10 protein-coding genes are annotated in these 11,223 nt (G+C 75.0%); 2 read left to right on the top strand and 8 right to left on the bottom strand.

Annotated elements, in window-relative coordinates; genetic code table 11:
• Positions 1–179 precede the first annotated feature (179 nt).
• Together ABZ573_RS30200 and ABZ573_RS30195 are read right to left on the bottom strand one after the other, a co-directional pair.
• Positions 180–791: a VTT domain-containing protein gene (locus ABZ573_RS30200; protein ID WP_358122414.1), complete on the bottom strand. Its 612-nt coding sequence runs from the start codon at positions 789–791 to the stop codon at positions 180–182.
• Positions 792–888: 97 nt separating this feature from the next.
• Positions 889–1,584 carry a 50S ribosomal protein L11 methyltransferase gene (locus ABZ573_RS30195; RefSeq protein WP_151457699.1) on the bottom strand — a complete coding sequence of 232 codons (696 nt, stop codon included), beginning with the start codon at positions 1,582–1,584 and terminating at the stop codon, positions 889–891.
• A gap of 151 nt (positions 1,585–1,735) precedes the next feature.
• Here ABZ573_RS30195 and ABZ573_RS30190 point away from each other — a divergent pair, with 151 nt between their 5' ends.
• Positions 1,736–1,939, top strand: coding sequence for a cold-shock protein (locus ABZ573_RS30190; RefSeq protein ID WP_088961229.1), 204 nt, complete (start codon positions 1,736–1,738; stop codon positions 1,937–1,939).
• A gap of 51 nt (positions 1,940–1,990) precedes the next feature.
• Here ABZ573_RS30190 and ABZ573_RS30185 read toward each other — a convergent pair whose 3' ends face one another.
• The 5 genes from ABZ573_RS30185 to ABZ573_RS30165 all read right to left on the bottom strand — a co-directional run bounded on the left by ABZ573_RS30185 (position 1,991) and on the right by ABZ573_RS30165 (position 7,341).
• On the bottom strand, positions 1,991–3,367 hold the full coding sequence (locus ABZ573_RS30185) for an MFS transporter (RefSeq protein ID WP_358122412.1): 1,377 nt from the start codon (positions 3,365–3,367) through the stop codon (positions 1,991–1,993).
• Positions 3,364–3,936: a metalloregulator ArsR/SmtB family transcription factor gene (locus tag ABZ573_RS30180; RefSeq protein ID WP_151455658.1), complete on the bottom strand. Its 573-nt coding sequence runs from the start codon at positions 3,934–3,936 to the stop codon at positions 3,364–3,366. The genes ABZ573_RS30185 and ABZ573_RS30180 overlap by 4 nt, the downstream gene beginning before the upstream one ends.
• A gap of 145 nt (positions 3,937–4,081) precedes the next feature.
• Entirely contained in the window at positions 4,082–4,990 is a 909-nt protein-coding gene (locus ABZ573_RS30175) for a hypothetical protein (RefSeq protein ID WP_358122409.1), read from the bottom strand.
• A gap of 148 nt (positions 4,991–5,138) precedes the next feature.
• Entirely contained in the window at positions 5,139–6,821 is a 1,683-nt protein-coding gene (locus ABZ573_RS30170; protein ID WP_358122407.1) for a CocE/NonD family hydrolase, read from the bottom strand.
• Positions 6,822–6,825: 4 nt separating this feature from the next.
• A complete protein-coding gene (locus ABZ573_RS30165) occupies positions 6,826–7,341 on the bottom strand; it encodes a MarR family transcriptional regulator (RefSeq protein WP_151455655.1) in 516 nt (171 codons plus the stop codon).
• A 170-nt stretch (positions 7,342–7,511) separates the two neighbouring features.
• Here ABZ573_RS30165 and ABZ573_RS30160 point away from each other — a divergent pair, with 170 nt between their 5' ends.
• Complete coding sequence (locus ABZ573_RS30160) at positions 7,512–9,647, top strand: efflux RND transporter permease subunit (protein WP_151455654.1); 2,136 nt, start codon at positions 7,512–7,514, stop codon at positions 9,645–9,647.
• A gap of 128 nt (positions 9,648–9,775) precedes the next feature.
• Here ABZ573_RS30160 and ABZ573_RS30155 read toward each other — a convergent pair whose 3' ends face one another.
• The gene (locus tag ABZ573_RS30155) at positions 9,776–11,173 is read right to left on the bottom strand and encodes a DedA family protein (protein ID WP_151455653.1); all 1,398 of its coding nucleotides are present in this window, start codon (positions 11,171–11,173) and stop codon (positions 9,776–9,778) included.
• Positions 11,174–11,223 lie beyond the last annotated feature (50 nt).

The following is an 11,223-nucleotide window of genomic DNA, read 5'->3' as shown; positions in this document are numbered from 1 at the left end:
TTTCCTCTGCCGGCATCCTCTCGCGGGGGCGGCGGGCGCCCCCCCCCCCCGGCCCCCCGCTCCCCCCGTCGGTCCCCCCGCTCCCCCCGTCGGGTTCCCCGGTTTTCCGCGCCCCCCGTCGGTCCCCCCGCTCCCCCCGTCGGGTTCCCCGGTTTTCCGCGCCCCCCGTCGGGCGCCGGTCAGGCCCCGGTGACCGCGCGCACTCGGCGCCGCGTGCCCATCAGCACCACGCCCGCCAGCAGCAGGCCGACCGCCATGGTGACCAGCATCGGGCTGGACTCCCCCGGCAGCAGCCCGGCGAGCGACCGCGAGGCGCTGCCCAGCACCAGGTAGAGCCCGGCCCAGGCCGCCGCGCCGAGCGTCGCGCAGCCGAGGAAGCGCGGGTACGACATCCGCAGCCCGCCCGCCGCCAGCGGCAGCAGCGCGTTGAACACCGGCAGGAAGGGTGCGACCAGCACCATCCGGCCGCCCCCGCGCTGGAGCATCCCCTCCGCCGCCGCCCAGCGTGCCTCGCCGATCCAGTCGCCGAGGCGGCTGTGCCGCAGGCGGTCGCCGTACCGGCGGCCGGCGAGGAAGCTCAGCGACCAGCCGGCGAGGCAGCCGGCCACCACCACGGCGAAGGTGGCGGCCCCGGTGGTCGGGCCGCCGACGCCCATCGCGGCCAGGATCGCCACGTCGCCGGGGACCAGCACCCCGAGCAGCGGTACGGCGTCGAAGAGCATCACCACCCCGAGCACCCCCATGAGCAGGGTGGTGGGGAGCTCTCCGATCTGGGTCAGCCAATCCGCCATGCCCGTACGCTATGGCCGCCCGGCCACCCGGGGCATCGGGTCCGGTCCCCCACCGCCCCCTGGTATCGGGCTCGGGGTCGACCCTGAGAGCCCGGGGTCACCGGGGGCGCAGCACCTGCACCCGGCGCACGGTCGAGTCCACGGAGGGCTCGGTGGTCGGCACGGGGTAGCTCGCCACCGTCGCCAGCACGCCCGGCGGCAGGTGGCCCCGCCCGGGATCGCCCACCAGCACCTCGGCGCCGCCCGCGGCGGCCCGTCGCAGGAAGGGCAGCACCCGCGCCGCCATCGTCGCGTCGTAGAGCACGTCCCCGGCCAGCAGCAGGTCCACCCCGTCGAGATCGCTGTCGAGCAGGTCGCCGCCGGTGGTCGCGACCGTCACGTCGTTGGCCCGGGCGTTGACGGTGACCGCCGCGACCGCGTACGGGTCGATGTCGTTGGCGACCACCCGCTCGGCGCCGGCCAGCGCGGCCGCGATCGCCACCAGGCCGGACCCGGCGGCGAGGTCGAGCACCCGGCGGCCGGCCGCGAGGTCGGGGTGGTCGAGCAGGTGGCGCGCGAGGGCCTGGCCACCGGCCCAGACCGAGGCCCAGTACGGCGCGGGCAGGGCGTGCCCGGCCTGCGCCTCCATCCGGGCCCACCAGACGATGGCGTCCTCGGCCAGGTGCAGCCGGACCTCGGGGACGAACGGGATCCGCACCAGCCGGAGCCGGTCCAGCCCGCCCCCGGGAGCGTCGATCTCCCGCTCGATCTCGGTCAGCGCGTCGGCTGTGGCACCCTTCATCGGGGCAAGCATGCCCCAGCCGACCTCGCTCCGCCCGGCTTTCGCGTCGCCGCGCCGAGAGTTCGGCCAGCGAATCGGGGTTCGGCCGGTTACTCTCGGGGTGGCACCGGGCGATCATCGGTCGACGACCGAGGTTCACCCGCTTTGGAACAGGGAGAGATGCATGGCAACCGGCACGGTTAAGTGGTTCAACTCGGAAAAGGGCTTCGGCTTCATCGAGCAGGATGGCGGAGGGCCGGACGTGTTCGTCCACTACTCGGCCATCGCGTCGAGCGGTTACCGGGAGCTGAACGAGGGCCAGAAGGTCGAGTTCGAGGTGACCCAGGGTCAGAAGGGTCCGCAGGCGGACAACGTCCGTCCGCTGTAGATCCCGTGCCGGTGGCGGCGGCCGACTGACGGCCGCCGCCGCAGCGCGTATTCAGGGCCGCTTCGGCGCGACGGGCAGGTCCCGTCGCCGCCGTAGCGGCCCGATCAGCAGGATCGCCGGCGTGAGCGCGAGCCAGGCCGTCATCACCGCGATCGCGGTGCCGGCCCCGTAGGCCGCGCCGATCGTCCCGGCCAGCACGGCGGCCAGCGGGATCATGCCGTAGTTGAGCATCTGCATGCTCACCGTGACGCGGCCCAGCAGTTGGTGTGGCGTGTAGGTCTGGCGGAAGCTCCCCTTGAGCACGTTGCCCACCGCCACCCCGAGGCTGACCAGCATCCCGCCGATCGCCGGCAAAGCGAGTCGGCCGCCGGGTCCGGCGAGCGGGATCAGCAACGCCGGCGGCCCGGTGAACACCGCCGCCAGGAGCATGGCCCGGGCGGTGCCGAGCCGACGGCCGAGCAGGGTGGCCGACAGCGCGCCGACGATGCCGCCGAGACTCATCGCCGCGACCAGCGCGCCCACCGGGGCCGGCGCGAGTCGCGCCTCCCGGACCAGGAAGACCACCAGGACCGCCTGGTAGCCGACCAGGCCGACGTTGCTGGCGGCCCCGAAGGCCGTGAGCACCCGCAGGTACGGGTCCCGGGCGACGAACCGGATCCCCTCGCCGATCTCCCGCCGCAGCGACCGCGCGGGCCCGACGCGCTCGGGACGCCGCTCGACGGTACGGATGCGCAGCAGGCAGGCGGCGGAGAACAGGAAGCTCAGCGCGTCGAGCAGCAGCGCGGTGACGGCGCCGGCGACCTGTGCGACCACGCCGGCGAGACCGGGGCCGAGCACGTAGCTCGCGGTCTGGGTGGCCTGGAGCTTGGCGTTGCCCTCCGGCACCTGCTCGGGGCGCAGCAGCACGGGCAGGTAGACCTGGTCGGCCGTCTCGAAGAAGACCCGGGCCAGGCCGGCGCCCAGCGCCACCACCAGCAACTGCGTCACGGTCAGCACGCCGAGCACGGCGGCGGCGGGGACGCTGAGGAACAGCAGTGCGGAGACCAGGTCGCAGGCGATCATCACCGGCCGGCGCGGCAACCGGTCCACCCAGGCCCCGGCCGGCAGGCCGACGAGCAGCCACGGCAGCCAGGCGGCGGCGGTGAGCACCGCGACGCCGAAGGTGCTGGCGTCGAGCACGGTCACCGCGACCAGGGGCAGCGCCACGGCGGTGACGTTGCTGCCGACGGCGCTGGCCGTCTGCGCGGCCCAGAGCAGCCGGAAGTCCCGGTGCCGCAGCAGCCCTCCCCGGGACGCCGCCGCTGCCGCCGGCCGACCGGCGGGCCGTACCGCCGGCCCGGTCGCGGGGTCGGCGCCCGGGCGGGGCGCGTCTGCCGGCGGGGCGGCGGCGGTACCGGTCGGCGGGGTGGTGCCGGCGGGCGGCGTCACGGCGTGGCCGGGATCCCGTAGGCGAACAGGAAGACCGGCTCGCGTTTCCGCCCGTCGTCGGGCACGTCCCGGTCGCCCCACCGGGCGAGCACCTCGTTCAGCTCGCCGGCCAGCTGGGCGAGTTCGGCATCGGTCAGGTGCAGCCAGCGGTCCGTGGAGAACGGTCCCTGCGACCAGGCGGCCCGGCTGTCCTCGTCGGTGGCGTGCCAGGCGCGGGCGAGGGCGACGTGCCGGTCCAGGTTGAGCGAGGTGGCGGCGTCGGCGACGGCCCGGGCGGCGGGGTCGTCGAAGTCCGACTGGGACCAGCGGACACCCCGGGTGACCAGGCGCCACCAGCGTTCGCGCCGGTCGCGGGCCAGCTCGGGCGCCTCCTCGACCAGTTCGGCGCCGGCCAGCACCTTGAGGTGGTGGCTGACGTTCGCCGGCGCCTGCGCGGTCCGCTCGGCGAGCAGGCCGACGGTGGACGGGCCGTGCACCTTGAGCACGTCCATCAGCCGGCGGCGCAGCGGATGGGACAGCGCGGCGAGCACCCGCGAGTCGGTCACGTGGCGTACGTCGGGGTTCGTCATGCCGCCAGCCTGACATCGGCAACGGCAGTTGCGCAACACCTATTGCGCAACTGCCGTTGCCGATTCCCTCGTCACGCCCGGCCGCCCCGGCGTCGCGCGTCCGTCGGCCCGCCGGGCCTGAACGCGCCCGCCGGACGCGCCGTGGTCAGGCCGCCAGGCGGCGGGCCAGTTCGTCGGTGACCTGCTGGGCGATGGTGGGCGGGATTGCCTCCGCGATCTGCTCCGGCGAGAGGCCGGCGAGCACACCGGCGATGATCGCCTGCTCGTCGCTGAAGTCGCTCTCGGACAGGGCCTTGACCTGGGCGACCAGGGCCGGGTACGCCTGCGCCATCGCGAGCAGGAGCATCAACGGCGACTCCGCCAGCGGCGGCGTCAGCAGACCCGGCGTCCCGACGGGCGAGATCAGCCAGTTGCGCAGGTTCTCCAGGTCGGCGAGGACCTGGCCGACCGTACGGGTGGGCGACCCCGTGTTGTAGACGAGCTTGTCGGTCTGTTCCATGTCGGACTCCTCTGCTGGCGGTGCGATCAATCCGATGGTCGTCAGGTAGCGGCGGAACAGCGGGGTCTGGTCCCGGTTCGCCTTGATCGAGTCGCGGAAGAAGCTGAAGTGGGTGTGCCACAGGTGGGAGCTGTCCCCGCTCGTCCGCTTGCGCAGGCGGTCCCACCGCCGGACGACCTTGCCGTCCGGGGAGTAGATAATCTCGCGGAGGTCCCGGCTGTCCGGGGTGCCCGCGGTGCACTGCGCGACGCACCAGGTGGAGAAGCTGCGGAGGTCGTGCGCCCGTCCTGCGACGACGACCCGGAAGAGGCCGACGTCGAGCGCCGCCGCGTCGAGGGTCAGGCCGGAGGAGTCCCGGGGCGATTCGACGACGGAGTAGTCCCTGGGCACCACCCGGTCGGAGCCGCAGTGGTAGCCGCCCCGGTGGGCGGGGTCGCCGACGATGCCGACCTCGGCGGGTTCGAGGTCCTGTTCGCGGACGGTGTCGGGGTCGACGTTGAGGTGGTCGAGCAGCAGGCGGCGGACGGCCAACAGGTTTTGCGGTGCCCGCGTCATGGGTTCCCCCTCGGGGACGGGTTCGGGGTCGGGCACGACAGTGACACCACGTAGGCGGCGCGGAAGCCTCACGCGCGGGCCCGACCGGCTGGTGCACGGCGTCGGGCAGTGGCCCAACCATAGCCCTGTCGATTGACGAATGCCCAGCTCAGGGCAGGTTCTTTCCGCCGGCGGAAACCTGCGACCTCGACGGCATGATCGGTACGACCACAGCGGACGGACACTGTGGATCGTGCAGGATCTCCCGCCATCCGGCACGCAGGGTGACTGCCGTGCCGAGGGGCTCGCCGGTGCCGGGGTTGCGCGCGTAGCGGGGATGGGCGCCGCCGGAGACCTGCACCCGCAGCCGGTGTCCCGGCGCGAACCGGTGCGCCGTGGGCCAGAGCTCCACCGGCACCCGCACCACGCCGGCCCCGTCGGCGGGGAACCGACCGGGCGCGACCCGGACCAGGCCGTCGCAGACGTTCCAGGACCGGCCGCGCCGGTCCACGTCGCACAACCGCACGAAGACGTCCAGGTGAGACAGCTCGCTGCGCAGGTGGATCTCGGCGCGTACCGGACCGATCACCTCGACGGGCGCGTCGAGCGGGGCGCTGGTGAAGGTGAGCACGTCGGGCCGGGCCTCGACCGGGCGGTTGTCCACCGGCCCGGCCCGCTGGGCGACCAGCAGCGGCCCGCCGAGGGAGGGCGTCGGGTCGGCCGGGTCGTAGTGGAAGCCGTCCGGCGCCGACGGGACCGGCGCGGCCGTGCTCAGCCCGCCATCCGGGTGCAGGTGCCACGGGGTCGGCACCGCCGGCGGCGGCCAGTCGGGCAGGTCCCGCCAGCTGCCACCGGCACCGCCGACGTGCACCCGCACGGGGGCCGCCGCGCCAGCGCCGGTCGGCCGCCCGGCGAGGTGGGCGTCGAGGTGGTCCAGCCCGTCGCGCAGCGCGGCGAGGAAGAGCCCGGGGCTGCCGTGGGTCCACGGTCCGACGGTCAGCCGGGGCCGGGCGCCGGCCGCGCGCAGCGCCGCGAAGTCGCGCAGCTGGGCCGGCAGGAAGATGTCGTGCCAGCCGCTCACCATCGCCACCGGCGCGTGGACCTCGGCGATCCGGTCGCCGAAGACGCGCGTACGCCAGTAGCCGGCGTCCGGGGTGTGGTGGCGCAGCCACTCCTGGAAGAACGGCACGGTGACGCCGGTGGCCACCCGGTCCGCCTCGGCCAGCGGCAGGTGGGCCAGCGCCGCGACCAGCCGGGGCTGGCCGCGCTTGAGCTCCCACTGCCGGGCCAGCCACGGCACGGTCTGCGCCTGGAGCAGCTCGGCCCAGGTGAGCACGGTGTCGAGGGCGAAGGACTCCCCGGCGTACGTCGAGTCGCGGGTGCCCGAGGCGGTCACCACCGCGACCATCGCGCGCAGCTCCTCCCCGGCGTCGGCGGCCAGGGCCCACTGCACGAAGCCCTGGTAGCTGGCGCCGAACATGCCGAACGCGCCGGTCCACCAGGGCTGGCGGCGCAGCCAGTCGAGGGTGTCGAGGCCGTCCTCGCGCTCGTGCACCAGCGGGGCGAAGGTGCCGCCGGAGCCGAACGTGCCGCGGCAGGACTGGATCACCACGTGGAAGCCGCGTTCGGCGGCGAGCCGGCCGAGCAGCCGCATGGGTCCGCCCCGACCGTACGGGGTGCGGATCAGCACGGTCGGCGCGCCGGGCAGGGCCGGGGCGTAGTGGTCGGTGCGCAGCGGCACGCCGTCGCGTACCCGCACCGCGATGCCCCGGGTGAGGGTGACCCGACGGGTGCGCGCGGGCGGCAACCGCAGCGCGGCGGTGGCGAGGCGGGCTGCCAGCCGGTCGAGCACGACGTCAGCCGTTCGCGCGCCGGGCCGGCTCGTCGCGGGCGGCGCGCACCGCGTCCCGGTGCTCCCCCATCGAGGCGGTCATCGCGGTCATGAACCGGTGCACCACGTCCAGCTCGTCGTCGCTGAAGCCGGCCATCACGTCGTCGGTGCGCCGGCCCAGGGGCCGGAAGAACTCCATGGCCAGCGCGGCGCCCCGCTCGGCGTAGTGCAGGAAGACCTTGCGCCGGTCGGTGGTGTCGCGGTCGCGGCGGATGTGCCCGGCGCGTTCCAGCCGGTCGATCAGGGCGGTGACCGAGCCGGACGACAGGTTGAGCGCCTCGCCCAGGCGGCCGGGGGTGATCGGCCGGCCGACCAGCTCGGCGTCCATCACCGCGATCAGCGCCTGGAGGTCCGTGGCGTTGAGCCCGTGCAGGCCGGCGAAGGCGTGCCCGATGTGTTGCGCGTCGACCGAGTAGCGCCGTAGTTCGGCCGAGATCTCGGCGACCAGTCGCTCGCGGCGCGAGTCGCGCCGCCGGTACATGCCGTGACCTGCCACGTCGGTCGCCGCCTCCCGCCCATCCGTTCCGGTTGCAGCATAACTCAGCAGTCGATAATCTCGTTTATCAAGATACTCGACGCCCGACCCTTTGCGTCGTTCGCGAGGTCTTGACCGTCGAAGGAAATCCGTCGAGAGACCGTGAGGGCATCCGAATGTCAGTGTTCACCCGCGTGGCGCGCGGGCGGCTCGCCGCGTGGCTCACCGTGGCCGCCGCGATCGTGTTCGGGGCGGCCGTCTTCGTGCTGCCCAAGCCCGACAACCCGGCGGCCGTCTCCGCCACCGGCCTGTCGGTGGAGTGGCAGTCGACCCAGGTGGAGCGCCTCCAGGACCAACTGCCCTCCCGCGACGTCCAGCCGGCGATCGTCGTGGTCAGCCGCGCCGACCGGGCCGCCCTCACCGAGGCCGACCGCGCGGCCCTGACGGGCCAGTCGGGTGACCTCAACCAGTTCGCCGTCGGCGGTCGCGTCAGCCCGCCGCAGGTCTCCCCCGACGGCACCGTCGCGCTCGTCGCCGTGCCGCTGTCCACCGCCGGCGGGCAGGAGGCGGTCGCGGAGCGGATCGACCAGCTCCGCGCGTCCCTGGACGACGCGCCGGCGGGGTTGACCGTGGAGGTCACCGGCGGGCCCGCGTTCGCCACCGACCTGACGAAGGTCTTCGCCGGCGCCGACACCACGCTGCTGGCCGTCACCGCCGGCGTCGTGGCGCTGCTGCTGCTCATCACCTACCGCAGCCCGTTCCTGTGGATCGTGCCGCTCGTCGTCGTCGCGGCGACGGAACAGCTCACGCTGCGTGCCCTCGACACGGTCGTCCCGGCCGTCGGCATCAACCTGCCCGGCGGCGCCGTCACCGGCATCGCCAGCGTCCTCGTCTTCGGCGCCGCCACCAACTACGCGCTGCTGCTCATCGCCCGCTACCGCGAGGAGCTACGCCGCGAGGAGGACCGCTTCGTGGCGATGCGCGCCGCGCAGCGGCGGGTCGCCGAGCCCATCCTCGCCAGCGGCTCCACCGTCGTCCTCGGCGTGCTCACCCTGCTGCTGTCGGAGCAGGAGCTCAACCGCGCCCTCGCCGTGGCCTGCGCGACGGGCGTCGTCCTCGCCATGCTCTCGGCGCTGTTCGTCCTCCCGGCGGTCCTGGTGATCTTCGGGCGCGGCCTGTTCTGGCCGTTCGTGCCCCGGGTCGGCGGGGAGATCCGCGAGGGCCGGCTGTGGGGCCGGCTCGGCGCCGCCGTCGAGCGTCGTCCCGTGCCGGTCGCGCTGCTCGCGACGCTGCTGCTCGCCGGGCTCGCCCTCGGCGGGCTGGGCATCCGCACCGGCCTGTCGGAGACCGAGCAGTTCCGGGTCAAGCCGGAGGCGGTCGCCGGCGCGGAGACCCTCGCGCGGTCCTTCCCCGCCGGCACGACCCAGCCGGTCGCCGTGCTCACCACCCCTTCGGCGGTGCGGGCCGTCACGGACACCGCCGCCGGGGTCCCCGGCGTCGCCTCCGCGCGTCCCGGTGAGGCCGGCGCCCAGGTCGCCCAGGTCGACGTCGTGCTCGAGGCCGAGCCCGGCACCGCGGCGGCGAGCCGGGCCGTCGAGGCCCTGCGGGACGCGGTCGCGGCGGTTCCCGGCTCCGCCCCGCCCCCGGTCGAGGGCGCGCCCGCGTTCGACGGCGCGGTGGTCGGCGGCAACGTCGCGGCCACCTACGACGAGAACGAGGCCAACGGCAAGGACCTGCGGCTGATCCTGCCGATCATCCTGCTGCTCGTCGGCGCGGTGCTGGTGCTGCTCCTGCGCGGCCTGGTCGCCCCGCTGCTGCTGGTGCTCACCGTGATCGCGTCGTTCTTCGCCAGCATCGGCGCGTCGTGGCTGCTCTTCGACCACGTGCTCGACATGCCGGCGCTCGACAGCGGCGTCCTGCTGCTGGCCTTCGTGTTCCTCGTGGCGCTCGGCGTGGACTACAACATCTTCCTCGTCACCCGGGCCCGCGAGGACGCCCGGCGCAGCGGCACCCGCGCCGGGATGCTCTCGGCCCTGCGGGTCACCGGCGGCGTCATCACCAGCGCCGGTGTCCTGCTCGCCGCGGTCTTCGCGGTCCTCGGCGTCCTGCCGCTGATCCTGCTGACCCAGATCGGGATCATCGTCTGCATCGGCGTCCTGCTGGACACCCTGCTCGTGCGGACGGTCCTGGTGCCGGCGCTGGCGTTCACGCTCGGCGACCGCTTCTGGTGGCCGGGACGGGTCGCGCGCAAGCCCGCCGGGGACGGCGACGACGCGCCGACGGGACGCGAGCAGGTGACCACCCGGGACTGACCGGCCCGCGCGAAGGGGCCGTGGCGATGCCGCCACGGCCCCTTCGCGCGCCCCGGGCACGCCGTCCGCTGCGCTGTGAAGGCTGGTGGAGGCGGCCTCGTGCGCGGCTCGGCGATGGCGGAGGCGGCTCACGCGTCGGCGCGGGCCGCCACCGGTTCGGGCTCGGCCACGTCGCCGCCCGCCGCCCTGTCGCGGGTGGCCCAGGCGACCACGAACAACGCCGTCCAGGCCACCCCGAGCAGCACCGCCGTGGCGCTGCCGCTGGCGGTGCTCAGCCCCAGGTAGAGGCGGGCGCCGACGATGCCGACCACGCCGGCCGCCGCGGCCGTCCAGGCGGCCACCGCCACCGGCCAGCGCGCCCCCCGGGACAGCAGCCAGGCCAGGGTGCAGAGGCTGGCCGCCACCACGGCGTTCTGCGTCGGGAACAGGGCGGCGTCCCGGCCGTCCGGCCCGCCCGCCGTCGGCCCGGCCAGGTCGACCACCACGGCCAGCACCACCAGCGGCACGAACGCCCCGACCGTGCCGACCACGCTGAGCAGGTCCGCCCGCCAGGGCCGGTGCCGCCAGGCCAGCACCGCCGCGACGACGGCCACCAGCACGATCAGCGACGATCCGCGCAGCGCCGAGACCACCGCGAGCGTGACGTCGACCGCCCCGGGCGTACGCCGGTCGGCGAACCAGTCGGCGATAGCGCTGTCGAGCACCGCGAGGCCGCTGTGCCGGACCACCGCCCCGAGCACCCAGGCGATGGCGAGCCCGGCCAGGAAGAGCAGCAGCAGGCCCACGACCAGGTTGATCAGCAGCGTCCAGGCCGGCCCGACGTGCATGGCGAGCAGGAAGAACAGCACCCCGTACCGGCCGCTGAGCCAGCGCACCGGCCGCAGCCCCGCCGCCCGGGACGCCAGCGCCCGGGCCGGATCCGGGTTGCGGCCCAGCCACCGCCCCGCCAGCACCACCGCGACCAGCGCGGCCACCAGCACCAGCACCGCGCCGGTGGCCCGCCCGAGCAGCCGGGAGACCGTCTCGTACGACTCGCCGGCCAGGTTGCCGACGAGCACCGAGCCGCCCACCCAGGTCACCACCCCGGCCAGGTTCCACGGCGCGAACCGCCGGTACGGCATCCCGGCCGCCCCGGCCAGCCGGGGCACCAGGGTGCGGGCGAAGGCCACCCAGCGGGCGGTGAGCACCCCGCGCCCGCCCAGCCGGCCGAGCATCGCGTCCGCCCGGCTCCACCGCTCGTGACCCACCCGCGCGCCCAGCCGCCCGGCGCGCAGCCGGGGCCCGTGCCGCCGGCCCGCCCGGTACGCCAGTGTGTCGCCGATCACTGCTGCAAGGATCATCACCAACAGCGCCGGTACGAGCCTCAGCGTCCCCGCGTACGCTAGGAAGCCGACCAGCAACAGGGTCGCCTCGCCCGGCACCAGCAGACCGAAGATCACGGCGGTCTCCCCCGCGACGACAATCGCGGCGATCACATAGATCAGCAGGGGCGGCAGGCCCTGCAGCGAGGTCAGCAGGTCGTGCATCGGGCCCCCATTCCCACGGGGGTCAGCATGCCAGGCGCTGAAACGGTCGG

The sequence above is a fragment of the Micromonospora sp. NPDC007220 genome (assembly GCF_040634035.1).
GTDB lineage: Bacteria > Actinomycetota > Actinomycetes > Mycobacteriales > Micromonosporaceae > Micromonospora > Micromonospora reichwaldensis.
This window is presented reverse-complemented; position numbering and strand designations above follow the sequence as displayed.

Coding starts and splice junctions, on each gene's coding strand:
- ABZ573_RS30200 (WP_358122414.1), bottom strand. CDS start 791: ATGGCGGATTGGCTGACCCAGATCGGAGAGCTCCCCACCACCCTGCTC.
- ABZ573_RS30195 (WP_151457699.1), bottom strand. CDS start 1,584: ATGCTTGCCCCGATGAAGGGTGCCACAGCCGACGCGCTGACCGAGATC.
- ABZ573_RS30190 (WP_088961229.1), top strand. CDS start 1,736: ATGGCAACCGGCACGGTTAAGTGGTTCAACTCGGAAAAGGGCTTCGGC.
- ABZ573_RS30180 (WP_151455658.1), bottom strand. CDS start 3,936: ATGACGAACCCCGACGTACGCCACGTGACCGACTCGCGGGTGCTCGCC.
- ABZ573_RS30175 (WP_358122409.1), bottom strand. CDS start 4,990: ATGACGCGGGCACCGCAAAACCTGTTGGCCGTCCGCCGCCTGCTGCTC.
- ABZ573_RS30165 (WP_151455655.1), bottom strand. CDS start 7,341: ATGTACCGGCGGCGCGACTCGCGCCGCGAGCGACTGGTCGCCGAGATC.
- ABZ573_RS30160 (WP_151455654.1), top strand. CDS start 7,512: ATGTCAGTGTTCACCCGCGTGGCGCGCGGGCGGCTCGCCGCGTGGCTC.
- ABZ573_RS30155 (WP_151455653.1), bottom strand. CDS start 11,173: ATGCACGACCTGCTGACCTCGCTGCAGGGCCTGCCGCCCCTGCTGATC.